Source organism: Nisaea sp. (assembly GCF_040217065.1).
GTDB lineage: Bacteria > Pseudomonadota > Alphaproteobacteria > Thalassobaculales > Thalassobaculaceae > Nisaea.
The window spans coordinates 79,992-104,861 of record NZ_JAVJNX010000003.1 but is presented as its reverse complement, the minus strand read 5'-3'; the positions used below and the strand labels follow the sequence as shown (position 1 = coordinate 104,861).

The following is a 24,870-nucleotide window of genomic DNA, read 5'->3' as shown; positions in this document are numbered from 1 at the left end:
TCAATCGGTCAACCAGCCAATGCCGTCAATTCCTCGTGCGCCGCGTTCCGGCGCGGACGCCATAGCCCGCGATCCAGGGCTTCCCTGAGCTTCGCCGCCATTTCCTTCAGCGCGGCCGGATTGTGCCGCTCCAGGAAGGTGCGCACCTCGTCATCGCCGAGATAGGCGTCGAACATGGCATCGAAATGATGATCGCCGACGCAATGCGCGGTGGCGGCGAAGGCAAACATGTAGTCGACGGTGGCGGCCATTTCGAAGGCGCCCTTGTAGCCATGCCGCATCACGCCCGCGATCCATTTCGGATTGACCACCCGGGCCCGGACGACACGCGCAACTTCCTCTTCGAGTGAGCGGATACGGGGATGTTCGGGCCGGGAATGGTCGTTGTGATAGACCACCGGCTGGGCGCCCGAAAGATGCCGGATGGCGGCAGTGATACCGCCCTCGAACTGATAATAGTCGTCACTGTCGAGCAGGTCGTGCTCGCGGTTGTCCTGATTGTGCAGCACCAGCTCCACATCCTTCAGGCGGGATTCGAACAGCGCATGCGCGGCCTCGCCCTCGGCGCCCTGCCCGTAGGCATAGCCGCCCCAGGCGACATAGGCATTGGCGAGATCTTCCTCGTTTTCCCAGAGCTGCTCGTCGATCATTGCCTGCAGGCCCGCGCCATAGGCGCCGGGCTTGGAGCCGAAGACGCGGTAGCCCGCCTGCTTCTCCGCCGCCTCCCGGCTGGCGCCAGCTTTCTCGAAAGCTGCCGCATCGCTCTTGTAGCGGGCGGCGAGCGGGTTCTGCGCTGCGGGCTCGTCCAGCTTCGCAACCGCGCGGGCGGCACTGTCCAGCAGGTCGATCTGGAACGGGAAGGCATCCCGGAAGAAGCCGGAGACCCGGAAGGTGACATCGACACGTGGCCGGTCGAGCACGGAGGCGGGCAGGATCTCGAAGCCGGTGACGCGGCCGCTGGCAACGTCCCATTCAGGCTTAACGCCCATCAGGGCGAGGGCCTGGGCAATATCGTCGCCGCCGGTCCGCATGTTGGCGGTGCCCCAGGCGGAGATTGCCAGCCGCTCCGGCCAGGCGCCATTCTCCTGCCGGTAGCGTTCCAGCAACAGGCAGGCGGATTTCCAGCCGAGCTGCCAGGCGGCGGGGGTCGGCACCGTGCGGGTATCGACGGAATAGAAATTCCGGCCGGTCGGCAGCACGTCCGGTCGCCCGCGTGTCGGCGCGCCGGAGGAGCCGGGAGCAACGAAGCGCCCGGCGAGGCCGGTCAGCAGGCCCTTGAGTTCCGCATCGCCGCAGCTTGCGACCGTGGGACGCAGATGGTTGTCGACCGCCTCCAGTACGGCCTGGGTACGCTCCCATTCGGATGCAGTTATGCGCCGTCCGGCGATGAGGTCGTGCGCCAGCAGTTCCAGCCGTTCGACCGTGTCGCCATGGGTTCGCCAGACTTGATCATCGACATCCGCAAGCGCATCCGGCCGGGCGCCTTCCCATGGCAGGCCCATGTCGGCGGCCAGCGGATCGAAGGGCTCGCCATCCAGCTCAAGTTTGAGGTCACGGGCCAGCGCCCGTTGCAGGGAGGCGTCGCCGCCGTCGCCCTGGCCGCGCGGCACACGGACCAGCGCGGTCAGCAGATCGTCAAGCAGGCGGCCTTCCGGCGCGGCGCCGAAGACATGCAGCCCGTCGCGGATCTGCAATTCCTTCAGCTCGCAGAGATAGCCGTCCAGCCGGTTCAGCTTTTCCGCCTCGCCCTCCCGGTCGGAGAGGCCGAGATCCTTGTCGATGCCAATGGCGGCCATCTTTTCCAGGATCTGCTGGGACAGCAGCTTCAGGCGGCGCGGGTCGACCCCGGCAGCCTGGTAATACTCATCCACCAGCGCTTCCAGCTCCTTCAGCGGGCCGTAGCTTTCCGCCCGGGTCAGCGGCGGTGTCAGATGGTCGATGATGATTGCGGCGGAACGGCGCTTGGCCTGCGTGCCCTCGCCCGGATCGTTGACGATGAAGGGATAGAGGTGCGGCAGCGGGCCGAACACGGCCTCGGGGTAGCAGCTCTCGGACAGGGCCAGTGATTTGCCCGGCAGCCATTCCATGTTGCCATGCTTGCCCATATGCACGACGGCATGGGCGCCGAACTGTTCTCGCAGCCAGATATAGAAGGCGAGATAGCCATGCGGCGGGACCAGATCCGGGTCGTGATAGCTCGCCGTCGGGTCGATGTTATAGCCGCGCGCGGGCTGGATGCCGACGAGCACGTTGCCGAGACTGAGCACGGAGAGCCGGAAGGCATCGCCGGAAACGAAGGGATCGCTCTCGGGCGCGCCCCAGCGTTCCTCGATCTCGCTGCGCACGGCCTTCGGAAGCTGTGCAAAAGCAGCCTTGTAGGCGTCGAGAGACAGCAGAGCCCCGCCCTTGCGGGAGACCCGGTCCGAGAGATCGTTCGTCGGCCCGACAGAGAGTCTGCCGATCAGGGCATCGCCGTTGATCGGGATATCCCGCACGCCGTATCCGGCCCCGGCCAGTGCGCGCAGCACGGTGACGGTTCCGGCCGGTGTGTCCAGCCCGACGCCGTTGCCGAGCCGTCCGTCCTTGTTCGGGTAATTGGCAAGCACGATGGCGAGCTTGCGCTCTTTCGGAGTGGTCGCGCGCAGGCGGGCCCATGATGCCGCGAGCTTCGCCGTGAAGGTGATACGATCCGGCACCGGCTCATAGCTGACGAGGGAGCATTCCGTGGCTTCATCCCGGCGAGCTTCCGCCTTGAAGGAAACGGCGCGGGTCAACACCCGTCCGTCGACCTCCGGCAGGGCCACATTCATGGCGATATCGCGGGCGGAAAGGCCATTGGTAGACGCTTCCCAATTCTCCCGGTTGCCGCCGGAAAAGATCACCTGCAGCACCGTGCAATCGCCGCCGTCAAACGGGGTTTCCGTGCCCGGTGCGCCCGGCTTGGAGACGGCAAACCCGGTGGCGTTCAGGATCACGCCCGGCGGCGCCTGCTCGATGGTCCCGCGCACAAGCCCGGCGGAAACCGGGTCTTTCAGGCTGGAGACAAAGATCGGCACCGGGGCGAGACCCTCAGAACGCATCGCCTCGATCAGTGCATCCACCGGAGCCGTATTGCCGGCCTGTACCAACGCCCGGTAGAAGATGATGGGCGCCGGATGCGCGTCAGGCTCGGACGCGGCCAGTACCTCTTCCAGAGACGGATGAGCCCTGCCGGGCAGGTAATATCCCGCCTTCGGCAGCGGTGCGGGCTCGCGCCATTCAGTCTCGGTTCCGATCAGGCTGGCGGCAAAGCGGATGGCCTCGGCGGCATTGCCGATCCCGCCCTCGATCATGTAGCGCCAGAGCCGCTGTGTTGCGGCGGTATCGAGACTGCCGCAGCTGGTCAGCTCCGGGTCTGGTTGGTCGTCGCCAGGCAGGAAGGCGAGCGGGATTTTCTTTTTCCGGCAGACGGCGGCGAGCTGCTCGACGCCATAGGGCCAGTAGCCCGTGCCGCCGATCACCCGCACCACCACTAGCTGCGCATGGACGGCCATCTCCTCGACATAGAGATCGACGGAGAGATTGTGGCCGAGCTGCATCAGGTTCGCCAACCGCAGGCTGGGGAACGGGCCGTTATGTCCCGCCGTGACCTGAGCATAGCCTTGCGCGAGGCAGGCGAGTTCGGTGTCCGCCGCGCTCAGGAACAGGATATCGCCCGGCGTCTGGCCGAGATCGACAGCTTCGCTGCCGTCCGTGACCGAGCCGGGAGTTGCCGCGAGGAGATGCATGGAGCTTCCGCCTTGTGCGGTTCGGTGGAATTACCCGGCGATGGCGCTGGCGATGGCGTCCCGGTCGAGCCCGTGATGGCCGATCACCACGAGACGGGAAGCGCGGGTCTCGCCTGCCTGCCAGTCGCGGTCGAAATAGCGCTGGATGCGCGGCCCGACGCCCTGGATCACCTGGCGCATCGGCTTGCCCGGAATGTCGAGGAAGCCTTTCACGCGCAGAATGTCGTGGCTTTCGACGGTGGCGATGATGCGCTCTTCAAGAGCCTCCGCATCCTCGATCACGCCGAGCGGCATGACGAAGCTGTCGAAATCCTCATGATCATGCTCATGCCCGTCGTCATGGTGCGAGGGGCGGCTGTCGAGATCGTCTTCCGCTGCCGCGCCGAGGCCGAGCAGCACGTCCGCGCCAAGCCGGCCATGGGCGCTGGTGACAGTCTTCACCGCGCTCCTGAGATAGGGCGCGACGATTTCATGCACTTTCGCGAGCCCTGCTTCATCCAGCAGATCGGTCTTGTTCAGCACCACCATGTCGGCGCACTGGAGCTGTTCCTCGAACAGTTCCTCCAGCGGGCTTTCATGATCGAGGGACTCGTCCGCCGTGCGCTGGTCCTGCACCGCGTCGTGATCGTCGGCGAAGCGGCCTTCGGAAACGGCGGCCGCGTCGATCACGGTGACCACGCCGTCGACGGTGATGCGGGTGCGCACTTCCGGCCAGGCGAAGGCTTTCACCAGCGGTTTCGGCAGGGCGAGGCCGGAGGTCTCGATGATGATGTGATCGGGGCGTTCGGGCCGGGCGAGAATAGCTTCGATGGCGGGCAGGAAATCGTCCGCCACGGTGCAGCAGATGCAGCCGTTGGCGAGTTCCACCACATCCTCCTCGCTGCAGCCCTCGATGCCGCAGCCGGTCAGCAGCTCCCGGTCGACGCCGAGATCGCCGAATTCATTGATGATGAAGGCGAAGCGGCGGCCGCCGTTATTTTCGACCAGATGCCGGATCAGGCTGGTTTTGCCGGCGCCGAGAAAGCCGGTGATAACGGTGGCGGGGATCTTCTCTGTCATGTCTGTCTCCTGGGCCTTCCACGGCATGATGCCTTGGACCGGTGCGTTGCGCTCTCGTCACCGAACGGAAGACCGTGCCCTGATCACACCCCGGATCAAGGCGGGCGACGATGCTGGCGGCAGGTCTCCTGGCTCGCCGGGTCATCACGTTCTGTCCGCCTTCCCGGATGCAGGAAATCCTGCGTCCAGTGGCTTCGGGACAGACCGCTCGCCGGCTACAGTTGCGGGGGCAGCCGCGGTTTGATCCGGCAGACACGCCGAACCGACCGCGTTCCCTTTTGATCCCCCCTCCGGACGAAAGGGCGGGAACCGTCAGCGAAACCCTTGTCGGACGGCGTGGGGGCAGTGTCAAGGGAGCGCGTCGACGGAAGGGCTGAAATCGGCTACATTCATGTCCATATCGAAGGGAAGCCCCGCCCCGGCGGGCCGGAACCGGACATCCAGAAATGGCCATCACAGCGACGGCTTCGATAGCGCCCCAACTCAATAGCCTGAACCGCAGCGGAACGGGGCAAGGGGGTTCGCCCGCGGATTCTGGCGCACCGGTCGCTGCGGAAAACAGCGCGGCTGTTGCGGCCACTACGGTTCTCGGCTCGTCCAGCCAGCAAAGCGCAGCCGTCTCGCAAGCGCAGTCGGCGCTACGGTCGGCCGAGGATGTTCTCGCCCGGCGGGAGGCCGAGTTGAGCGATGCGCAAAGTGCCGCTTCAGCTGCCTCTGATCGTGCCGACCAGCGCCGCCGGGCTTTGTCCGAGGCGGAAGCGGCTGAGCGGGTTGCCCTCGCCGAAGATCTGCAGCGCGGCTCCCTGGTCAATATTTCCGTCTAATAATCAGATTTTTCAGGTTCATGGTTTCAGCCGGGAGCGGCGCAGGTCAAACGCCGGTTTGCCGCCGTTTTGTGAAGGCAACGAAAAGGGTTGCGAGCGGCTGGCCTGCTTCCTCCCGCATGGCGCCGCGCTCATAGGTCTTCAGCGACAGGCCCGCCTCATCTGCACAGCGCCTGAGCATCGCGAGATCGTGCATATGGGCGCCGTCCGGCCCAATGCCTGGCGCCTTACCCGGTGCCGGTTCGAGCGCGGTCAGCAGCAGCGTTCCATCAACTGCCAGCCGGACGGCGACAGTGGCGAGGAAGGTGGTCAGATCGCCGATATAGGATGTGACGTCGGCGGCGATGATGAGCGTGTAGGTCTCGCGCTCCTGCTGCAGGATCGTGGTCACCTCGCCGGTGAGCAGCCGGTCATAGATGCCTTTCGCTTCCGCGCGGCGGATCATCTCGCCTGAAAGGTCGATGCCGGTGAGGTGGCGGCAATGTGGCCTAAAGGCGGCGCCGGCAAGCCCCGTGCCGCAGCCGATATCGAGGACGGACAGCACGGATGTCGCTTCCGCGACGGCGCCGCAGGCGCGGGCTAGCCGCAGCAGGCTTTCCGGAGCCGAATATTTCAGGCGTCCGGTCAGATGGGTGTCGAAATTCTCCGCATATCCGTCGAACACCATTTTCACGTGAGCGGGCGTGAACGCCGCCTCGAGCGGTCCGGCCCCGAGGCGGGCCAGGGCGCGGCCGGCCCCTTGCCGGTCGGCCGGGTCGAGTACCCGGACCGTGCGATATAAACCAACTGCGCGGGAGATCATTCCGTCCTGTTCCGTGGCCTGGGCGAGCAGATAACAGGCTTCGGCAGTATCCGGCGCGGCGACAAGCACTTTCGAGAGCAGGCTTCGGGCCAGCCGGATTTTCCCGTCCCCGAAAGCTTTCAAGGCCCGCATGATGGTGGCGGGGCCGTGCAGGGGGGCAAGGACCAGAAGCCGCGCGGCGGCGGTCATACCGTCCCGGTCTGCCGCGCCGAGATCGTTCAGATATCCGGGCGCGTCGGGGGCGAGAAGGACCGCCCGGCGCAGGGCGGGGACCGGGTCCGTGCCTGTCCGGGGAGCCACGGAGGCGAGATTCGCCCAGTGCCGCGGATGGTCTGGCTCCAGTTCGGCCCGTGCGCGCAACAGCGGCAGCGCCCGGTGCCAGTCACCAGCCGCTATCGCGTCTTTGAGCGCGTCGATTAGATCCGCAGGCATGGGGCAGAGCCTAAGGGAGAGGGACGGCGGATGAAAGTCGCCGTCTTTCCGGCTTATTGCCCGCCGTTCTTCGCGAAATACTCCAGAGCCTTTTCGGCCATGTAGAGGTCGAAGGCGTCGTGGATGTCGATGCCGGAGGCAAAATCGTCGATTTCCAGGATATCAACCTTCATGCCGGTCCGCTTGCCGGCCCGGATCAGGTCGGCGCGGATGGCGGAGGCGAGGCCGGTATCTTCGCGGAACAGCGGCTTGCGGGTCTGGCGCGGGCCGTAGACAGCCATCCAGTCGAATACCCGCTGCCATTCCCCGGCTTCGTTCCGGGACCAGAAATTCTTGTGCGTCTTGTTGGCGACAAAGACGGTTTCCAGACTGTCGTCCGCCTTCAGCCGGTTCACGCATTCGGCGATCCATTCCGGTTTGCGGAAGATATCCGTCGGCTGCAGGAAGACGACGATGCCGAACGGCCCGTCGATCTCTTCCGCCCGCTCCAGCGCATCCTTCAGCACCGGCTCGGTCGGTGTCAGGTCCTCAGCCAGCGAGCCCTCCCGCATGAAGGGGCACCAGGCCCCGGCGGCGACGGCGGCATCGCGGATCGCGTCATTGTCAGTGGTGACCAGCACCCGGTCGCAGACGCCGGAGGCCAGTGCATGCTCGACGGAATGGGCAATCAGCGGCTTGCCGCCTATCGGCTTGACGTTCTTGCCGGGCAGGCCCTTGGAGCCGCCACGGGCGGGCAGGATGGCGAGAACGCGGTCGGACTTGGTCATGCGATTGAATTCCTGAGTTCGGTAAAGCGGTCCGCGACCATTTCGGCCATGGCGAGGCTCATGTCGTCGCGGATATCGACAAGGGCCCAGAACTGGTCGACCACCTCGAAGCCGACCGCGTCGCCGAGACGCCTTCCTTCGCGGATCAGCTCCGGCCGGGTGGCCAGCGCCAGGCCGACGACTTCCTGGAAATAGGTCGAGCTGCGCCGGTCGCCGCCCGGATCGAGCGCCTGGATGGTGCGGTCGGGATCGAGCCGCCACAGGCTGGCCTCGAATTCACGCACGCAGACCACGCTGTCGAGATGCTCCCGCGCCGCCAGGTTCTCGGCTGTGCGCCGGATCAGGCCGCGCGGCCGGAACGGGTGGGTCGGCTCGACCACGACGACCTGTTTCGCCGGATGCGCATTCAGCACGTCCACCAGCGCGTCCGAATAGCTCTCGGCCGTGCGGTCATGGATGGTGATCCGGTCCGCGAAGGGGGCGGCCTGGGCCTTCACCGCGTCATCGTCGGCGGTCAGCACCACATTGGCGTCCGGCAGGTCTTCCAGCACCGCTTCGATGGTGCGCACGAGGCTGGAGGCGCCATGCAGGGGCTTTACCAGCTTCGGGGTCGAGCTGGCGCCGGAATAGACCGGGATGATGGCTAGGATGTCACTCATGGCGCGCTCGTCCGGATGTAGTCGATGACCTCGGCGACGCGCTTGGCGCGGCCCTCGTCGCGGCCCTGATGGATGCCGTGATGGTGATAGACCCGGAGGCCCGGCTCATAGAGGATCTCATGGCCGAGCGCGATCATCCGCTTGCCCCATTCCCGGTCCTCGACGCCGCGGATCTCCTCGTTGAACGGATGCTCGTCCCAGATCGATTTGCGGATGCCCGAATTGGCGTTGTGGAAGAAGTAGTCCCGGCGCTGGCGCACCCGCTCGTCCCGGAACGTGGTCCAGAGATCGCGCCGGTCGATGGCGCTGGTGTCCGGCAGCGGCTCCTGCCGGCCATAGATACCGCAGAGCTTCGGGTCCCCGCCCGGGCCGAGATGGGCCAGCAAATAGTCGGCCCAAAGCTCGTCCACCGGCACGCAGTGCGAGGAGATCAGCGCCACGGTGTCGTATTTGGCGGCGGCGATGCCGATATTCAGTGCCCGGCCGTAAGAGAATTCGGCGCGGCTGATATACTGGATGTTGACGCCATAGGCTTCGGCGATCGGCAGCGTGTCATCGGTGGAATCGTTATCCACCAGGATGACGTCGATATCCTTCACCCGCTGATGTTTCAGCGCGGTCAGGCAGCGGCCGATCCAGGCGGCCTCGTTCTTGGCCCTGAGCACGACACTGATCATGACTGCCTCCAGTCGTCTTCATCCACCACCCCGAAATCGAGCGCGGCGCCTTCGATCAGGGCATAGAGCGCTTTCTTGCCGAGCACGGTCGGCTTCAGCGCGGCGGCAATGCCGGGCCCGCCTTTTTCTTCCGCTATGTCCGCCTCTTCGAGCACCTTGCCGAGCGGGATCGGCCGGGCGGCTTTCAGCGTCGGCCGGGCCAGCCGGTGCAGCTCGATGCGCGCCACCAGGGTCGGCGCGAACAAGATGGTTCCCTTCAGGTCGCCCGTCTCCTGCATGGCCCGCAAGCGTTCCAGCGCGTCGAGATCATGCACCAGGAAAGCCGGTTTCGTCCCGGCCCTGAGCAGCGGCGGGGAGGACAGATGGTCGGCCGGGACGACGATGTCGAACTCTTCGGCGACAGTTTCCAGCGGCTCGTGCCGGATCGCGTCCAGGGAGATCGGCCAGGCTTCCGCCTCGACTGTATCCGCATGGTCGCCGAGCAGGATCACGCCGTGCTTGAAATGCGTGTCCTGATCGCTGACGGGTCTGATTTTCATGCTCTGGCTTACCCCGCATTCCGCATGGCGTCGCGTATTGCATCGATCGACAGGGCGCCCGGATTGGCTTTCTGGAAGGCGATCACCGCCTGGTCGAGATTCATGCCCAGCCCGTTCTGTGTCTTCAGCCCGCGCGCCGCCGCCAGTTTCATCAGCGGGGTTTCCGCCGGCTGATAGATGATGTCGTAGACAAGCGCATCCTTCGGCAGCGCGGCGATCAAGGCGTCGGCATCCGCACCGAGCGGCGTGCCCGCATCCCCGTCCTGATATCCGGCCGATGTGCAGTTCACCAGCACGCCGCAGTCCGAAAGCAGGCCCGCCGTCAGCGGCAGCGCCGCCGCCGAAACATGCGTGCCGAGCTTTTCCGCTGCTTCTTCGGCTTTCGCCGGGGTCCGGTTGGCGACCACCAGCTCTTTCACCGCCCCCGCCAGATAGGCCGCGACCGCGATCCCGGCCCCGCCGAGCCCGATCAGCACCGCCTTGCGGGAGGCGAGATCCGGCAGCGCATCCGCGATCTGAGATAGCGCCCCGGCCCCGTCCGTATTGGCACCGACAAGCTGATCCCCGTCCCGGTAGATCGCGTTCACCGCACCGATCCGTTCCGCCTCCGGCTCCAGCCGGTCCAGCAGCTTGGCGATCGCCTGCTTGTGCGGCACCGCGACCGCGCCGCCGATATAGCGGGTGTCGGCTTTCAGCGCCGCGACCAGCCCGGCCAGATTTGCCGGCGTCACATCCATCGGCACCATCGCGGCATCAAGGCTGGCGGCCGTGAAGGCGGCGTTCCAGAGCAGCGGAGAGCGTGCGCCCTTGGACGGGGTCAGCCCGAGGATCGCGGCGTATTTCGAGGTCGTGATCCTCGGGTCGTTGTCGAGAAAGTCCTGCACGATGAACCGGTCCCGGTAAGCGTTCGGAAAGCGGCGGAGAACCGCCAGAAAAAGCTGGGTGATGGTTTAGCGCAGGTGAGGCGGTAGAGGGAAGGGTGAAGAGCTATTGCGCGTCCTTACACTTGTCGTCATCCCGTCTTCCGGCGGGATGACGATCAAGGGGAACAAATTGTCCGCGCCTGCGAACAATCTCCCTCTCCCAATCTGTTATCATCATCCCATCTCTCATGAAGCGCGGCAGTTCTGCCGTGCCCCGCGTTTTGGAGAAATCCCATGTCGATCCGTGCCGTGAAATCCGAGTCCCGTGCCCAGCCGACCATGGAAGGGGCAGGCGTCCACCTGCATCGGGTGTTCGGGTTCGGGGATACGTCCGAGACCGATCCGTTCCTGATGATGGACGATTTCCGCAACGACGATCCGGCGAAATACGCCGCCGGTTTCCCCTGGCATCCCCATCGCGGCATCGAGACCATCACCTATGTGCTGGCGGGTGAGGTCGAGCACGGCGATTCCCTCGGCAATCACGGGGTGCTCGGCGCCGGCTCGGTGCAGTGGATGACGGCGGGGTCGGGCATCATGCATCAGGAGATGCCGCGCGGGAATGCGGCCGGCCAGATGCACGGCTTCCAGCTCTGGGCCAATTTGCCGTCCGCGCACAAGATGACGACGCCGCGCTATCAGGATATTTCCGGTGGCGACATTCCGGAAATCACGGACGATGACGGCACGAAAGTGAAGATCATCACCGGGAATTTCTGGGGCAAGCGCGGCCCGGTGGACGGCATCGCCGCCGATCCGCTCTATCTCGACATCTCGGTGCCGCCGAACACGACCAAACGGCTGCCGGTGGACACCCACGCAAACGCCTTCGCCTACATCTTCGCCGGCGCCGGACGCTTCCGGGACGCCTCCAATCCGGTGGGCGTGCTGGTGGAGAAGGAGTTCGCGGGCGAGGAGATGACAGCCCGCGACATGTCCGGCAACCGCACGCTGGTGAAGTTCGACAGCGGTGACGAGATCAGCGTCACCACCGGCCCCGAAGGCATCCGCTTCCTGCTCGTCGCCGGCAAACCGATCAGGGAGCCGGTCGCCTGGCACGGCCCGATCGTGATGAACACGAAGGAAGAGCTGCGGCAGGCGATCCGCGACCTGAACAGCGGCACCTTCATCCGCGAGGGCGCGACGGGGATCTGAGGGTTCGCTCCATTCTTTATGCCGTCATCCCGACGCAGGTCGGGATCCACCGATCATAGAGCGGGGACCGTCATCATGGATCCCGATCTTCATCGGGATGACGATGTTGCTGGTTGGGAGCGGGACTCACGCCTTGTGCTGCGCCTGCTGGTCGAAGAAGGACGCGGTCGAAGGCAGTTGCGGCAGAGTGATCTCGTAGGGGATCGACCGCACCCGGCCGGTCCGGACGCCGCGCACGATGGTGCCTTCGAACCTGTTCGGCATCGGGCTGGGCGAGACCGGCACTGAATCTTCCGCCGAATAGACCGAGATGAACAGCGTGCGCGGGTTTGCCGAGCGGTTCGGGGCGGAGCCGTGCAGCAGCCTTGTGTGCATCAGGCAGACCGAGCCTGCCGGGCCGATACTGCGGACGGCCTTTTTCTGGCATTCAGCCGCAACAGCATCGTTGATCGCGCCGGTGAAAACACCGTCATGCCAGAGCCCGTGAATCTCACCCTTGTGCGAGCCGGGGAGCACTTCCAGCGGGCCGTTCTCGTCCGTGACCTCATCCACCATCAGCAGCGCCGTGATCACGTCGTCATTGGTGTGCGGGGTGAAGGGGAAGTCCTGGTGCCATTTCACCTGGGTGGCGCCGCCGGGCAGCTTTGAATTGATCTTGGAGTGATGGAATTTCAGGTTCGGGCCGATCAGGTCGGCGACGCAGTCGGTCATGTGGCTGGAGGCCATCGCCTCGTAATAGGCCTCGGACACCTCGACCGGCGCGTTGACCCGGCGCAGGCCCGGTTTCTCGGCGCTGTGCCCGGGCTCCACGTCGAAACGCGGCTTGTTGTTGATGGTCTCGCCATAGGGCGCGGCATGGCCTCGGCTTTCCTCGACCCAGCCGCTGAACGTATCGCGCAGCCGTCCGAGCAGGTCCGGCGAGACCGCGTTTTCGATAGTGAGATAGCCGTCGCGCCAGAAGGCGTCCTTTTGCGCGTCGCTGAGACCGGCCATCGCCTCTTCTCCCGTGCTTGCGTGTAAACCTGCTTCAGGCTACGGACAGATCCCATGACGGTGCAAGCATTCCTCAACAGAGTTTCCGACAAGAGCGCGCGGATCGGCGTGATCGGGCTGGGTTATGTCGGTCTGCCCCTGGCGCTGGCCTGCCTGAAGGCCGGGTTCCGGGTGACCGGCTACGATATCGACGGTGCGAAGATAACGGCGCTGGTGGCGGAGCGCTCCTACCTGCCGCATATCCCGGTGGACGGGCTGGGCGCGCAGATCGCTTCGGGGGATTTCCGGGCCACGGCGGACATCGCCGATCTGGGCGATGCGGACGCGGTGCTGATCTGCGTGCCGACGCCGCTGACGCCGGAGCGCGACCCGGATCTGCGCTATGTCCGCGATACGGCCGCCGCGCTGGCGCCGGTGCTGAAACCGGGCGCGCTGGTGGTGCTGGAATCGACGACCTATCCCGGCACAACAGACGAGGTGCTGCGGCCAATTCTTGAAGATGGGGGCTGCACGGTCGGCACGGATCTGTTCCTCGCTTTCGCGCCGGAGCGGGAAGATCCCGGCAACGCGCATTATTCCATCGGCCGGATCCCGAAGGTGGTCGGCGGTGTCGACGAGGCTTCCGGAAAGCTTGCCGTGGCGCTCTACAGCGCCGTGCTGGACAAGGTCGTACCGGTCTCGAGCGCCGCGACGGCGGAAGCGGTGAAGATCACCGAGAATGTGTTCCGGGCGGTGAATATCGCGCTGGTGAACGAGCTGAAGGTGATTTACGGCGCCATGGATATCGATGTCTGGGAAGTCATCGAGGCGGCCTCGACCAAGCCGTTCGGCTATATGCCCTTCTATCCGGGCCCGGGCCTCGGCGGGCACTGCATTCCGATCGATCCGTTCTATCTCGCCTGGAAAGCCCGCAGCGTCGGGCAGTCGACCCGTTTCATCGAGCTTGCGGGCGAGATCAACCGGGCCATGCCGGATTACGTCATCGACCGGCTGCGCGAGGCGGTGGACCGGCAATCCGGCAAGGGGCTGAATGGCGCCGACATCCTGCTGATCGGCATGGCCTACAAGAAGAACGTGGCGGACCAGCGCGAAAGCCCGGCCCTGACCATTCTGGAGAAACTCGGGGCCGCGGGGGCGCAGGCAGGCTTCCACGACCCCTGGATCCCGGAAATCCTGCCCTCCCGGGAATTCGGTGCACTCGCGGGCTGCAAGAGCGAGGCGCTGACGGCGGACCGGCTGGCGGCGGCGGACGCCGTGCTGATCGTGACCGACCACGACGATGTGGAGTACGGCCTGATCGCGGAACATGCGCGCCTCGTGGTCGATACCCGCAACGCCATGCGGACGCGGGGATTTGAAGGCGGGCATATCGTCGCCGCCTGACGACCATGTCGCGTCAAATCGATACAATTGCGTGGCTTCGCGCCGCAAACCGATTGTTGTATCGTCCGTGCGACAATGCGCTGAGGGCCCTTGCCCGCGCGCGAGTGCAATATGGGGACAGGCATGACGGGTCCGGTTCTGGTGACCGGCGCCGATGGGTTCATCGGCTCGCATCTGGTAGAAACACTTCTGGAACAGGGCCGGGAAGTCCGGGCGCTCGCGCTCTACAATTCCTTCGGCTCGACGGGATGGCTCGAGACCATTCCGAAAGAGCTGCGCGGCGGGCTGCAGATCGAACTCGGCGATATCCGCGACCGGAGCTGTGTTGTCGGCATGGCGAAAGGCGCCTCGGCCATCCTGCATCTGGCAGCCCTGATCGCGATTCCCTATTCCTACAAGGCACCCGAGAGCTATATCGACACAAACGTCACCGGCACGCTGAACGTGCTGGAGGCGGCCCGTCTCTGGGAGACGGAACGCGTCGTCTGCACCTCGACCAGCGAGATCTATGGCACCGCCCAGTTCGTGCCGATCACCGAGGAACATCCGGTCAACCCGCAGAGCCCCTACGCGGCATCGAAGGCGGCGGCGGATCATCTGGCGCTGTCCTACGAGAAGAGCTTCGGCATGCCGGTCGCAATCCTGCGCCCGTTCAACACCTACGGCCCGCGCCAGTCCGCCCGGGCCGTGATCCCGACCATCATCACCCAGCTTGCCCGCGGCGCCGAGGAAATCCGGCTCGGGGCGACCTCACCGACCCGGGACTTTACCTTCGTCCGGGATACCGCCGCCGGATTCGCCGCTGCGATGCTGGCTGATGCCGCCATCGGGCGGGTCACCAATATCGGCAGCGGATTCGAGATCTCCATCGGCGAGACGGCGGCCGCCATCGGCCGGGTGATGGGGCGGAATGTGGAAATCATCTCGGACGAAGAGCGCATGCGGCCGGATGCAAGCGAGGTTGAGCGGCTGTTCGCCGGCGTTTCGGTGGCAGAGGACATTCTCGGCTGGGCACCGGCCCATGGCGGCCGGGCCGGCTTCGACAAGGGGCTGGAGAAGACCATCGAATGGTTCTCCGATCCGGCCAATCTCGCCCGCTATCCCGAAGGGTACCAGGTCTGATGAGTGCGCTTCTGAAGAACAGTGCGTTCGATCCGTCGGCGATCGTTGACGCGGTCCGGTCCGTGCTTCCCGAGACCCGGCCGCTGCCCCTGCACGAGCCGGAATTCATCGGCCGGGAATGGGAGTATGTGAAGGATTGCATCGATACCGGCTGGGTTTCCTCCGTCGGCTCCTATGTCGACCGCTTCGAGGCCCTGTGCGCAGAGGCGACGGGAACGCGTTTCGGCATTGCCTGCGTCAACGGAACGGCTGCCCTGCACATCGCCCTGGTCGCCGCCGGCGTGCAGCGGGATGACGAGGTGCTGGTCCAGGCCCTGACCTTCGTTGCCTCCGCCAATGCGGTTCATCATGCCGGCGCGGTGCCGCATTTCGTCGACAGCGAGCATGAAACGCTCGGGCTCGACCCGGATGCGCTCGACGCCTATCTCGGGGAGATTGCCGAGAGTCGCGACGGCGCGACCTATAACCGCCGGACGGGGCGCCGGATCAGCGCGGTCGTGCCGATGCATGTGTTCGGGCACCCGGTCCGGATGGACCGGCTGGTCGAGGTTGCCGAACGCTGGCACCTGGACCTGGTCGAGGATGCGGCGGAAAGCCTCGGCTCGACCCGGAACGGCCGATTGATGGGAAGTTGCGGCAAGCTGGCCGCCGTCAGTTTCAACGGCAACAAGACGATCACGACCGGCGGTGGCGGCGCGGTTGTCACCGACGACGAAGCCCTGGCAAAGCGGCTGAAACACCTGACAACGACGGCGAAACTGCCGCACCGCTGGGCCTTTGACCATGACGAGGTCGGCTATAATTACCGGCTGCCGAACCTGAACGCGGCGCTCGGTTGCGCCCAGTTCGAAATGCTGCCGCAATTCCTGGCGGAAAAGCGGGTGCTGGCGGAACGCTATCGCACGGCGCTGGCGCATCTGCCGGACGCACAGTTTTTCGGTCAGCCGGAGGGCTGCGAGAGCAACTACTGGCTGAATGTGGTCATGGTTCCGGACCGGGCAGCGCGCGAGGCACTGCTGGAGGCGCTGAATGCGGACGGCATCCAGGCCCGTCCCTGCTGGACGCCAATGCACGAGCTGTCTTTCAACAGCGATTGCCCGCAGGCGTCGCTCACGGTTACCGAAGAGCTGGTGGATCGCATCGTCAATCTGCCGAGCAGTCCGAAACTGGGTCGTGGGATCTGATAGCGTGCAGGTTCAAACCATCGCCGGCGTGACCGGCAGCCGCGCTGATTTCGGCATCCAGAAGCCGGTCTATGAAGCCATTCTGGCGGCGCCGGAATTCGCGCTCGATCTCTATGTTACGGGCATGCACCTGTCGCCGCGCTTCGGCAATACGGTTGAAGAGGTTGAGTCCGCCGGGTTCGCTGTTGCGGGCAGGATCGATTGCGACGCGACCGGCGGCAGCCATGCGGAGATCGCGCTCTCGACCAGTGCTGCGATGGCCGGTTTTACCCGGGCCTGGGAGAGGAAAAGGCCGGATCTTGTGCTGTTGCTGGGCGACCGTTTCGAGACCTTTGCGGCGGCCGCGGCCGCATATCTCCTGAATATCCCGATCGCCCATATCGCTGGCGGTGACGTGACGTCGGGTTCGCTCGACGATGGCCTGCGTCATGCAATCTCGAAATTCTCCCATCTGCATTTCACCACCAACGATGAGGCCAGCGCGCGTTTGATTCGGATGGGCGAAGATCCGGCGATGGTTCTGACGACGGGATCGCCGGCGCTCGACTCGATCCAGTCGCTCAATCTGCTGTCCCGTGACGAGGTGGCTGAGCGTGTAGGTGTGCCGCTGGGGGCGCATCTGCTCGTTGTCACTTTCCATCCGGCGACGGCTGACAAGGGCGCACCGGTGGAGCAGTTCGAAGAGCTGCTCGCCGCGCTTGAGGCGCTTCCGGATGATCATGTTTCGCTGATTACATACGCCAATGCGGATACCGGTGGAGAGGCTCTCAACCGAGTCCTCGAGGAAACAGCGGCCCGTTCCTCACATATCCTTGCCCGCAAGTCTCTTGGCCAGATGCTCTATCTCTCGGTATTGCGGCACGCATCGATCGTCGTCGGAAACTCGTCCAGCGGGCTTTATGAAGCGCCGTCCTTCGGTATTCCGACGGTAAATATCGGCTCGCGTCAGGACGGACGGCTCCGGGCGGCTTCGGTGATCGACTGTCCTCCGGAACGGCATGCCATAGCCGATGCGATTGCCCGAGCAGCGATGATGGATTGCGCGGGTACGATCAATCCTTACGGCGACGGACGGGCGACAGACAGTATCGTAGAACGCCTTCTGGCTGCGGTGCCTTTTTCCGGGCTCGGCATGAAGCGTTACTTTGATCCGTCAGAATGATTCGATTCATCGGAAATCCATGGTCCAGATAATCTACGTTACGGTGAAGAATCTCGACCTGCCCATTGGCGGCGTGATCGTGCAGGCGGCCCACGTCGCAAGTCTACGGCGCGCAGGATTCGACGCAAAATTGGCCAGCCTGCATGAGAAAGGGCTTCCCCGATGGGTCGACCAGGATGCGGTTTTCGAGAACAGCAATCAGTTGGCAATCTCACCCGACGATATTCTCGTTCTTCACGACTCGCTTCCCCGGGAAGTTTTTGATCGTTTCTTGGCGATGCCGGTGAGGCGGGTCTTCTTTTGTCAGAATCATTATTTCCTTGGCGGGACACTGCAGCCGCACGAGCGGTTGGCGGATTTCCCGATTGACGCTTTCAACTGTGTATCCGAGCCCATTGCGGCCCACTTGCGGAGCGTCCACGGGGTTGCCGATCCGATCATCATTCGTCCGCCGATCCGGCCCGGCAGGAGCGAGCGATTCGTGAAGAAAGTCCAGATTTGTTACATGCCCCGTAAGCGTCTGGTCGAATGCGGCACTATCACATACCGGTTCCGGTATCTTTATCCGGAGATCGCCGACACGCCCTTTATCAGCATCCATGACAAGCATCCCGACGAGGTTGCGGCCATAATGGCGGAGAGTGCGGTTTTTCTCTCACTCAGCCGGAATGAGGGGCTTGGACTCCCTCCGCTTGAAGCCATGGCTAACGGTTGCGTGGTTGTCGGTTATCACGGTGGCGGTGGTCTCGACTACGCAACGCCGGAAAATGGTCGTTGGTACGACGAGGCGACGCCGGACAATCTGGTTCCCTTGCTTGCCGAGACAGTTTCGTCACTGCGTGCGGATGCGGGTGCCTTTGCGGAACTTGTCGAGTCCGGTCGGCGGACCATAGGCGGATATACGCACCAGGCCATGGATGACGCGCTTCTCGCGTTCTGGAGATCTTTCCTGTGATTGCCTTTGTTCTGGCCGAGGGAGAACCGGTACCCGCGGAAAAGCGCCGCTTTTATCAGGGACAGATTGATCGGTTGCGCGCCGAAGGGCTGGAAGCCGATTTGTACGAATTTTCAGATCAGTCACCTGCTCTTCCTAACAGTGGGACGGTTGCTGTATTCGATATCGAATGCCGCAAGTTTCTGCGCCGCCATCTCGACGAGCGCCGGATCCCACACGCTCCTCTGATATGGAACCCCTATGCCTTTTTTATGATTGGCCAGACTTGGGTTCGGACTTCCAGTCTTGTCGTCGAAACGTTGGTGCCGGGGATGGCTGCAGGGCAAATGCTGCAGAAATTCGCGTTGGGAAAACCGGTCGAAACAATAACGGTTTCTGCGAATTATATCGGATGCGACGATCATGTCGGGCCGCCGTTGGCAAGCTCCGGAAGACCTCTAATCGGCTGTTTCGGGGCAGGGCGACTCGTAATCGACTTCGTCAAGAGTGTCCTGATACGCAGAATGCCGGAACTTGTTGACTGTCAATGGGTTCACTTGGATTCCGAGATGCCTGAGCGCTGGCGCGACGATCTTGCGCGCTGCGATACATTGTTCTCTTTTCGGAGCCTCTGCGGATCTGCAATCCCCCTGATGGATGCGATGGCGTCGGGTGTGGTCGTCGCCGGGTCGCATGGCGGAGGCCTATCCGGTATTGCCGACGCGGAAAACGGGATCTGGATCAATAGCGCAACGCTCGAGATCATTGCCGAGGAATTGTCTGCTGGACTCAGCCGTCTGGAGGCCGACCCGGCATGGCGCCGGCGGCTTATCGACGGGGCGTCAGCCGTTGCAAAAAATAACAGCGTCGACGCTACGTTCCCCGGAAATCTCGAGGTCTGGAGACGGCTGATCGAACGCGCGCACTTAGTCCGATAGTAGGTTGCTTGCGGTTCGCGCTGCGTCCATCCAGGTGAAGTTTTCCAGGATGTGGCGGGAACCAGCGCGCCCACGCCGAGCCGATTCTTCCGAGTTTTCGTAGATTTCGCGCATCAGTTTTCTGAGATGGGTGCGACTCGGTTCCGCCCAGAATCCCCCGACATTGGCCGCGGACCGATAATAGTCATCTTCAATCGGCACCAGTTTGTAGGAAAGCTTATAAGCTGACTCGTCCAGAAAACCGGTTGGTCCACTATAGTTCGTTGCGATCACGGGTAATCCGCAGGCCATGGCTTCGCTGACCGGTAATCCCCACCCTTCAGCGCGGAACGGGGAAACGAATGCATCGCATGCCCGATAGAGCTCGGCGAACCGAGTATGACTCCGCACTGGCGGGATGACAACGATCCGATCCGGGCGCTGAAGCCAAAGATCACGCAGAATGCGGGCAATATCGAATTCCGGATCATGATGATTGTCACATGCGAGGACCAGGCGGACATCGTCATTCGGGCCGAATTCTCTGTCGAAGCTTTCGATTAAAAGCTGTGTGCCCTTGCGCGCTTCAAAGCGCCCGACATTCAGAAACTTGAATCCGCTAAATGCCTTCAGCGCGTCGGTCGGTGGGATTTCCGGATTGAACAGCTGTGGATCGACTCCTTCAGGGACGACCTGCACCTGGTCAGCCGAAATGCCGTTATCAATGAGCACCGAATGGCCCCAAGCCGTCGGGATCCAGATCTTGTCTGCGCGTTTGAGCTTGTCCAGCCAGCCGGGCGGAAACTCCGTTGATTCCCAGACTGTATAAGCGATCCGCCGGCCCGGAGCGCCGTCCAGGATGTCCATCATGTCGCCATAGAGAAGAGCGATGCTCGCACGCGGAAGGAGTTTCGGAAGCTCTTGCAACGCGGCGCGATCCTCGCGCCACGGTCCGTCATGACCAATCAGCGGGGAGGCCACGACAGGTAAAATTCTCGACAAGCATTCGAAAAAATTCCGGGTGTGGACATTGTAACCGAAGCGCCCGTCGAACCATCCGATCGCATGAACCGGCTGGTTGTCACGGGAAGCCGTGCTGGCTTCAGGAGAGGCCATAAGATTCGATAAATGTGAGCAATTCACTGACCTGCCGGTCCCAGGTAAGTTCATGCATCTTCTGGGCGCCGTGCAGGCCGATCGCGGCTGCAGCATCACGGTTCTGATAGACGAACTCCAGGGCCTCGACGATTTCCTCGACCGAGGACTCGCCCCAACCGGACGTATCGAAGCCTGGTGCCGGCGACGGCACGGGCGACTGGGAGCGGAGTGGCAGGCAGGCCCCGTCGTGAATGATGTCGAGATGCCCGGTGTTGCTGGACAGAATGGTTGGAATCCCGCAGGCCATGGCCTCCATCGCAACCAGGTTTGTGCCTCCCTCGCACCGGTTGGGGAACAAGGCGACATCGGCTTCACGCATCAATCCTTGGGTCTCACTATGAGGGTAGTTGCCGAAGGCATATGTATTGCGGCGATCCAGACCGAAAGCTCCAAACCATTTATTGAGCGGGAATTGTCCGGTTGCATCGGATAATGGCACAGAATCGATATGCGGCGATTGGGCAAACTGCCCGTAGGACCAGCTATTGGGCCATTGATTGCCCCAAACACATATGAGAAGCGTTTCAGGATGCCGGTCGATAAATATCTTCAAAGCGGCCAAAGCGATGTCCTGCCCTTTCCGGAATTCCATTTTTCCGCCGGCGAAAATCACGAAGCGCCTGTCGAACAGGCCTTTCTTGGGGGCCGGATGAAATTGCGACGGATCAACGCCTTGGAAAATCACGCCGGTTTTTTCGACACCCGCAGCCTTCAGCAGATCGCCATTCCAGGTCGAACCTGCTGTTACACTGGCAAAGTTGTTGTAAATCTCCACGTCCGACTTCCGGACATTTGCGTTCTCGAAAAAAGTCAGCGCGTGGTTGCGAGAACCGAGAACTCCACGCGAGTGTTTCGAAAACTGTGGTCGGACGTCCCCGCCGCGCGCATGTAGGACGGGAAAAGGGAGGCGTTTGCCGGTGCCCTTGAATGGGATCAGGCTATCGGGGCGCTGTTGCAGAGGCCTTTCAATTACATTGGATATCAGTGCAGATTCCAGCGTGTCGCAGGCATCCAAGCCGATGTCTTCAAGCATCACCGGGGTGAATTTCGTCTTCAAGCCCAGATGCCGGGCGATCTGGTAGCCGTAGATTCCCCAACCCGATTTGAGGAAGACGGACCACGCAATTCCGATGTATTTTGATCTCATGCTTTGGCGAGGCCCTACACTGGAATTCTTCCGTTAGTCGCCGTCACGGTGCAGTTCGAACTCGTAGATCTTTGCCCGGAAATAGCTGACGGCGGTCATCCGGATCTTGGTCTTGTGATCCTCGTCGAAATATATCGTCATGACGCGGTTCTCGTTTTTGAATTTGACCAGCGTCCGCCCCTTGTGTGACAGATATTCAGCTTTTCGAACCGTGTCGTTCAGGTGAATGATGTCGGGCTCGAACACCACGACAAATGCGTCGCCGGCTATTTTGCCTTCAATCCGGAGCTCTCTGCGCGCTTCGTCAGAAATCGTGCCGATCCACCGACCATCGATGGCTTCTTCCTCTGACGTGCAGGCTGCGAGGCTCAACACGAGAGCAATGGTTGCAAGGATCTGTTTCATAGGGACCTGATCTGATAGTGGTTCCGCGTCGGTTGCTTGCTGGCGCCCGAGGAGCCCGTGCGTGTTCATTAGTCGATGCAGTGTTTCCGTTCAAGGGGGCGGCATGACACGGTACTCCGATCTTCAGAGAATATCAGCGCCCGTCTTTGTCATACAAACGGGCAATTTCGTCCCGCAATGCGTTCGATGCGCGCCGTTTCAACCGCTCCAGAACATCCTCCACCCGGCGGCTTTGCTCCGCCAGGCTCAAGCTGTCGGACTCGTTGATCGTCGCCAGCAGCGCAATGGTCTGGTCGTCCAGCACCGGATAGATGCGCGTCCGGTCCGTTTCCCGCAGATCGCTTTCCGAATTTACCGTGACCAGAAACAGCTCGAAACTGCGGTTCCGGGCAACGAGGTGCGACAAGGTGCGCATGAAGTCGATGGACTTTTGGCAGAAGGGAGTCGGATAGATCAGGGCGGCGACCCTCGTTGGCCCCGGATAGGCGCGAACGGCATTCGGGTTGAGCCCGGCAAATCGCGCAGCCGGCTCCAGGAAAATCAGATCGGATTCGAGAACCCACTTGCTCGGCATTGCGCGCCTGTCCTGTGTCAGACACGGCGATTTGGGTCATACTGTCCGAATTGCCATATCCTGTGCTAAGCAGCGAGTTATCTTGAAGATGCGCGCGAAATTCAACAGCAGGATTTGGATTCGATGGTGGGAAACAGCAAACGCGGGATTGCGGTCGTCACCGGCGGGGCCGGTTTTATTGGCAGCCATATGGTCGACCTTTTGCTGGTCGAGGGGTTCCACGTGCATGTTGTCGACAATTTCGTCGGCGGTCACCGATCGAACCTGAAGCATCATGCGGACAATCCGAATCTGAAAATCTTCGAGGTGGACATCCGGGACGCCGACGCCATGAAACCCGCCTTCGACGGTGCGCGACTCGTCTATCACTTCGCCGGAATCGGCGACATCGTGCCTTCGATCGAGCGGCCCGTCGATTACATGATGACGAACGCCCAGGGCACGGTCCATGTCCTGGAATGCGCGCGCGCGGCCAAAGTCGAGAAGTTTGTCTACGCCGCCTCGTCCTCCTGCTACGGACTGGCGGATACGCCGACCGCCGAGTCGCATCCGGCACAACCGCAATACCCCTATGCCCTGAGCAAATATCAGGGCGAACAGGCCGTGCTGCACTGGCACCAGGTTTACGGGTTGCCTGCCAATTCGGTCCGGATCTTCAACGCCTACGGCACGCGGGTTCGGACGACCGGCGCCTATGGCGCCGTGTTTGGCGTGTTCCTGCGGCAGAAACTCGCGGGCAAGCCCTTCACGGTGGTCGGGGATGGAACGCAGCGCAGGGATTTCATCTACGCGTCCGATCTGGCACGGGCATTTCATGCGGCCGCGCTGACGGAGAAGAGCGGCGAGATCTACAATGCCGGCGGCGGCAATCCGCAGTCGATCAACAGGCTGGTCGAACTGATCGGCGGCGAGGTTGTCTATGTTCCGAAACGGCCGGGCGAGCCTGATGTGACCTGGGCAGATATCACGAAGCTGCAGAGCGAACTCGGCTGGGCGCCGGAAGTGTCCTTCGAGGACGGTGTGGCGCTGATGCTTGCCGATATCGAACGCTGGAAGGACGCCCCGCTCTGGGATCCGGATTCGATCGCGGATGCGACCAAAACCTGGTTCGCCTATCTGGGCGACGGCGAGAAGTCCTGACGCGAGAAAGTGCAGGTCGGCAACGTCGTTCGATAATATGGTCAAAGCAAGTGGAGTGAGGCGAGGATGGAAGCGAGCAGGGCGAATCGGGCGCGGATCGGGGTTCTGGGATGCGGTCGGGTTTCGGCGCGGTACCGGGAGGTTTTTCGCGACGAGTTGACGGATATCGCGGATGTCGTGGCGGTGACGGATCTCGATCGGTCCAAATCGGACTCCTTCGCCGGTGATATCGGCGGCAGCCCGGTGGTGGCCGACATGGATGCGCTGCTTTCGGAAAAGCCTGATCTGCTGTGCATCCTGACCGAGTCGGGAAATCACTACGAGCACGCAAAGAAAGCGCTCGAGGCCGGGATCAACGTGATCGTCGAAAAGCCGGTCGCTCTGCGTCTCGAGCATGCCGAGGAGTTGTCGAAGATCGCCCGCGAGCGCGGACTGATCTGCGCCGAGATCAAACAGAATCGCTACAATCCGGCGATGCGCTTTCTGCGTGATGCCGTAGACGAAGGCCGGTTCGGCACACTGGTCTCCGTCGGCGTCCGGGTGCACTGGAGCCGGGACCAGTCCTATTACGACGATCCGTGGCATGGCCGCTGGCGGATGGATGGCGGGGTGCTGTCCCAGCAGGCCATCCACCATCTCGATGCCATGCGTTGGCTCGGTGGCCCGATCGAGGCGGTCTGCGCCCAGGGCCGGGCCGTGATCAACAGGCTCGAAGCCGAGGATACCGCGACCGCGATCGTCCGGTTCGAGAACGGCGCCATGGGGACTATCGAGGCCACGACGGCGGCGCGGCCGCGGGATTTCGAGGCCTCGCTCCATATTGTAGGCGACAAGGCGCTGGCCAAGGTCGGCGGCCGGGCGATCAATCTGGTCGAGACTTGGGAGTCGATCGAGCCGCAGGCCGGGGACGAAGACGTGCAGGCGAGGTTTTCACAGGAGGTCCCGACCAGCTACGGTCTCGGGCACGGCCCCTATATTCGCGAGGTGATCGATTGCTGGCGCGCCGGAAAGACGGATGTGCCCGTTTCGGTAGACGAGGGCAGCAAGGCGCTCGCCTTTCTCCATGCCCTTTACCGGAGCATGGAGGTCGGCGGTTGGGTCGCTCTGAAGGATGCTCCGAAGTCCGAGCGTCTCGGGCTCTAGATCA

Annotated in this window: 23 protein-coding genes and 1 riboswitch; of the genes, 10 read left to right on the top strand and 13 right to left on the bottom strand. The window is 63.1% G+C overall.

All coding sequences use genetic code 11. The annotated features are described in order from the left end of the window. Positions 1–8 precede the first annotated feature (8 nt). Together cobN and cobW are read right to left on the bottom strand one after the other, a co-directional pair. The gene (cobN, locus tag RH950_RS01455; protein ID WP_350052976.1) at positions 9–3,767 is read right to left on the bottom strand and encodes a cobaltochelatase subunit CobN; all 3,759 of its coding nucleotides are present in this window, start codon (positions 3,765–3,767) and stop codon (positions 9–11) included. 30 nt (positions 3,768–3,797) lie between these two features. Next, entirely contained in the window at positions 3,798–4,826 is a 1,029-nt protein-coding gene (gene cobW / locus RH950_RS01450; RefSeq protein WP_350052974.1) for a cobalamin biosynthesis protein CobW, read from the bottom strand. Positions 4,827–4,927: 101 nt separating this feature from the next. Beyond that, positions 4,928–5,155: riboswitch (cobalamin riboswitch) on the bottom strand. A 351-nt stretch (positions 5,156–5,506) separates the two neighbouring features. On the opposite strand from cobW, the gene RH950_RS01445 reads away from it, so the two are divergent. Further along, complete coding sequence (locus RH950_RS01445) at positions 5,507–5,650, top strand: hypothetical protein (protein ID WP_350052972.1); 144 nt, start codon at positions 5,507–5,509, stop codon at positions 5,648–5,650. Positions 5,651–5,696: 46 nt separating this feature from the next. Here the strand turns inward: RH950_RS01445 and RH950_RS01440 are convergent, their stop codons facing one another. The 6 genes from RH950_RS01440 to RH950_RS01415 are packed head-to-tail and all read right to left on the bottom strand — an operon-like array spanning position 5,697 to position 10,410. Next, positions 5,697–6,884, bottom strand: coding sequence for a methyltransferase (locus tag RH950_RS01440; RefSeq protein ID WP_350052970.1), 1,188 nt, complete (start codon positions 6,882–6,884; stop codon positions 5,697–5,699). A gap of 53 nt (positions 6,885–6,937) precedes the next feature. Then, the gene (locus RH950_RS01435) at positions 6,938–7,651 is read right to left on the bottom strand and encodes an acylneuraminate cytidylyltransferase family protein (protein ID WP_350052968.1); all 714 of its coding nucleotides are present in this window, start codon (positions 7,649–7,651) and stop codon (positions 6,938–6,940) included. Then, entirely contained in the window at positions 7,648–8,310 is a 663-nt protein-coding gene (locus RH950_RS01430; protein ID WP_350052966.1) for a glycosyltransferase family protein, read from the bottom strand. Before RH950_RS01430 ends, RH950_RS01435 begins: the two co-directional genes overlap by 4 nt. Next, positions 8,307–8,987, bottom strand: a complete 681-nt coding sequence (locus tag RH950_RS01425; protein ID WP_350052964.1) for a glycosyltransferase family 2 protein — start codon at positions 8,985–8,987, stop codon at positions 8,307–8,309. The genes RH950_RS01430 and RH950_RS01425 overlap by 4 nt, the downstream gene beginning before the upstream one ends. Continuing rightward, entirely contained in the window at positions 8,984–9,526 is a 543-nt protein-coding gene (locus RH950_RS01420; RefSeq protein WP_350052962.1) for a hypothetical protein, read from the bottom strand. Before RH950_RS01420 ends, RH950_RS01425 begins: the two co-directional genes overlap by 4 nt. 8 nt (positions 9,527–9,534) lie before the next feature. After that, on the bottom strand, positions 9,535–10,410 hold the full coding sequence (locus tag RH950_RS01415; RefSeq protein ID WP_350052960.1) for a shikimate dehydrogenase family protein: 876 nt from the start codon (positions 10,408–10,410) through the stop codon (positions 9,535–9,537). Between the two features lie 273 nt (positions 10,411–10,683). On the opposite strand from RH950_RS01415, the gene RH950_RS01410 reads away from it, so the two are divergent. Further along, complete coding sequence (locus tag RH950_RS01410) at positions 10,684–11,604, top strand: pirin family protein (RefSeq protein ID WP_350052958.1); 921 nt, start codon at positions 10,684–10,686, stop codon at positions 11,602–11,604. 126 nt (positions 11,605–11,730) lie between these two features. On the opposite strand, the gene RH950_RS01405 is transcribed toward RH950_RS01410, so the two are convergent. Further along, positions 11,731–12,597, bottom strand: a complete 867-nt coding sequence (locus tag RH950_RS01405) for a phytanoyl-CoA dioxygenase family protein (protein WP_350052956.1) — start codon at positions 12,595–12,597, stop codon at positions 11,731–11,733. Positions 12,598–12,651: 54 nt separating this feature from the next. Between RH950_RS01405 and RH950_RS01400 the strand changes: the two genes are divergently transcribed. The 6 genes from RH950_RS01400 to RH950_RS01375 all read left to right on the top strand — a co-directional run bounded on the left by RH950_RS01400 (position 12,652) and on the right by RH950_RS01375 (position 19,320). Further along, positions 12,652–13,980 carry a nucleotide sugar dehydrogenase gene (locus RH950_RS01400; RefSeq protein WP_350052954.1) on the top strand — a complete coding sequence of 443 codons (1,329 nt, stop codon included), beginning with the start codon at positions 12,652–12,654 and terminating at the stop codon, positions 13,978–13,980. 123 nt (positions 13,981–14,103) lie between these two features. After that, positions 14,104–15,102: a GDP-mannose 4,6-dehydratase gene (locus RH950_RS01395; RefSeq protein ID WP_350052952.1), complete on the top strand. Its 999-nt coding sequence runs from the start codon at positions 14,104–14,106 to the stop codon at positions 15,100–15,102. Beyond that, a complete protein-coding gene (locus RH950_RS01390) occupies positions 15,102–16,286 on the top strand; it encodes a LegC family aminotransferase (RefSeq protein ID WP_350052950.1) in 1,185 nt (394 codons plus the stop codon). Before RH950_RS01395 ends, RH950_RS01390 begins: the two co-directional genes overlap by 1 nt. A gap of 4 nt (positions 16,287–16,290) precedes the next feature. Continuing rightward, on the top strand, positions 16,291–17,448 hold the full coding sequence (gene neuC / locus RH950_RS01385) for a UDP-N-acetylglucosamine 2-epimerase (protein ID WP_350052948.1): 1,158 nt from the start codon (positions 16,291–16,293) through the stop codon (positions 17,446–17,448). After that, positions 17,432–18,403: a glycosyltransferase gene (locus RH950_RS01380; RefSeq protein WP_350052946.1), complete on the top strand. Its 972-nt coding sequence runs from the start codon at positions 17,432–17,434 to the stop codon at positions 18,401–18,403. Before neuC ends, RH950_RS01380 begins: the two co-directional genes overlap by 17 nt. Next, entirely contained in the window at positions 18,400–19,320 is a 921-nt protein-coding gene (locus RH950_RS01375) for a glycosyltransferase (RefSeq protein WP_350052944.1), read from the top strand. The genes RH950_RS01380 and RH950_RS01375 overlap by 4 nt, the downstream gene beginning before the upstream one ends. Here RH950_RS01375 and RH950_RS01370 read toward each other — a convergent pair. From RH950_RS01370 to RH950_RS01355, 4 genes are all read right to left on the bottom strand, one after another. Next, positions 19,309–20,415 (bottom strand): glycosyltransferase, encoded by a 1,107-nt coding sequence (locus RH950_RS01370; RefSeq protein WP_350052942.1) that lies wholly within the window; start codon positions 20,413–20,415, stop codon positions 19,309–19,311. The genes RH950_RS01375 and RH950_RS01370 overlap by 12 nt on opposite strands. Then, the gene (locus RH950_RS01365; protein ID WP_350052940.1) at positions 20,402–21,604 is read right to left on the bottom strand and encodes a glycosyltransferase family 4 protein; all 1,203 of its coding nucleotides are present in this window, start codon (positions 21,602–21,604) and stop codon (positions 20,402–20,404) included. Before RH950_RS01365 ends, RH950_RS01370 begins: the two co-directional genes overlap by 14 nt. Before the next feature lie 33 nt (positions 21,605–21,637). Continuing rightward, positions 21,638–22,009 (bottom strand): hypothetical protein, encoded by a 372-nt coding sequence (locus RH950_RS01360; RefSeq protein ID WP_350052938.1) that lies wholly within the window; start codon positions 22,007–22,009, stop codon positions 21,638–21,640. A gap of 133 nt (positions 22,010–22,142) precedes the next feature. Further along, positions 22,143–22,583, bottom strand: a complete 441-nt coding sequence (locus RH950_RS01355; protein WP_350052936.1) for a hypothetical protein — start codon at positions 22,581–22,583, stop codon at positions 22,143–22,145. Positions 22,584–22,706: 123 nt separating this feature from the next. On the opposite strand from RH950_RS01355, the gene RH950_RS01350 reads away from it, so the two are divergent. Continuing rightward, a complete protein-coding gene (locus RH950_RS01350; RefSeq protein WP_350052934.1) occupies positions 22,707–23,723 on the top strand; it encodes an NAD-dependent epimerase/dehydratase family protein in 1,017 nt (338 codons plus the stop codon). A gap of 66 nt (positions 23,724–23,789) precedes the next feature. Then, positions 23,790–24,866, top strand: a complete 1,077-nt coding sequence (locus RH950_RS01345; protein ID WP_350052932.1) for a Gfo/Idh/MocA family protein — start codon at positions 23,790–23,792, stop codon at positions 24,864–24,866. Positions 24,867–24,870: the final 4 nt, after the last annotated feature.

Excerpts from the sequence above, each read along its gene's own strand:
- RH950_RS01395 (WP_350052952.1), top strand. The coding sequence starts at position 14,104 with ATGACGGGTCCGGTTCTGGTGACCGGCGCCGATGGGTTCATCGGCTCG.
- RH950_RS01345 (WP_350052932.1), top strand. The coding sequence starts at position 23,790 with ATGGAAGCGAGCAGGGCGAATCGGGCGCGGATCGGGGTTCTGGGATGC.
- RH950_RS01435 (WP_350052968.1), bottom strand. The coding sequence starts at position 7,651 with ATGACCAAGTCCGACCGCGTTCTCGCCATCCTGCCCGCCCGTGGCGGC.
- RH950_RS01360 (WP_350052938.1), bottom strand. The coding sequence starts at position 22,009 with ATGAAACAGATCCTTGCAACCATTGCTCTCGTGTTGAGCCTCGCAGCC.
- RH950_RS01355 (WP_350052936.1), bottom strand. The coding sequence starts at position 22,583 with ATGCCGAGCAAGTGGGTTCTCGAATCCGATCTGATTTTCCTGGAGCCG.
- RH950_RS01350 (WP_350052934.1), top strand. The coding sequence starts at position 22,707 with ATGGTGGGAAACAGCAAACGCGGGATTGCGGTCGTCACCGGCGGGGCC.
- RH950_RS01425 (WP_350052964.1), bottom strand. The coding sequence starts at position 8,987 with ATGATCAGTGTCGTGCTCAGGGCCAAGAACGAGGCCGCCTGGATCGGC.
- RH950_RS01400 (WP_350052954.1), top strand. The coding sequence starts at position 12,652 with ATGACGGTGCAAGCATTCCTCAACAGAGTTTCCGACAAGAGCGCGCGG.
- RH950_RS01410 (WP_350052958.1), top strand. The coding sequence starts at position 10,684 with ATGTCGATCCGTGCCGTGAAATCCGAGTCCCGTGCCCAGCCGACCATG.
- RH950_RS01440 (WP_350052970.1), bottom strand. The coding sequence starts at position 6,884 with ATGCCTGCGGATCTAATCGACGCGCTCAAAGACGCGATAGCGGCTGGT.
- cobW (WP_350052974.1), bottom strand. The coding sequence starts at position 4,826 with ATGACAGAGAAGATCCCCGCCACCGTTATCACCGGCTTTCTCGGCGCC.
- cobN (WP_350052976.1), bottom strand. The coding sequence starts at position 3,767 with ATGCATCTCCTCGCGGCAACTCCCGGCTCGGTCACGGACGGCAGCGAA.
- RH950_RS01390 (WP_350052950.1), top strand. The coding sequence starts at position 15,102 with ATGAGTGCGCTTCTGAAGAACAGTGCGTTCGATCCGTCGGCGATCGTT.
- RH950_RS01365 (WP_350052940.1), bottom strand. The coding sequence starts at position 21,604 with ATGAGATCAAAATACATCGGAATTGCGTGGTCCGTCTTCCTCAAATCG.
- RH950_RS01370 (WP_350052942.1), bottom strand. The coding sequence starts at position 20,415 with ATGGCCTCTCCTGAAGCCAGCACGGCTTCCCGTGACAACCAGCCGGTT.
- RH950_RS01420 (WP_350052962.1), bottom strand. The coding sequence starts at position 9,526 with ATGAAAATCAGACCCGTCAGCGATCAGGACACGCATTTCAAGCACGGC.
- RH950_RS01405 (WP_350052956.1), bottom strand. The coding sequence starts at position 12,597 with ATGGCCGGTCTCAGCGACGCGCAAAAGGACGCCTTCTGGCGCGACGGC.
- RH950_RS01430 (WP_350052966.1), bottom strand. The coding sequence starts at position 8,310 with ATGAGTGACATCCTAGCCATCATCCCGGTCTATTCCGGCGCCAGCTCG.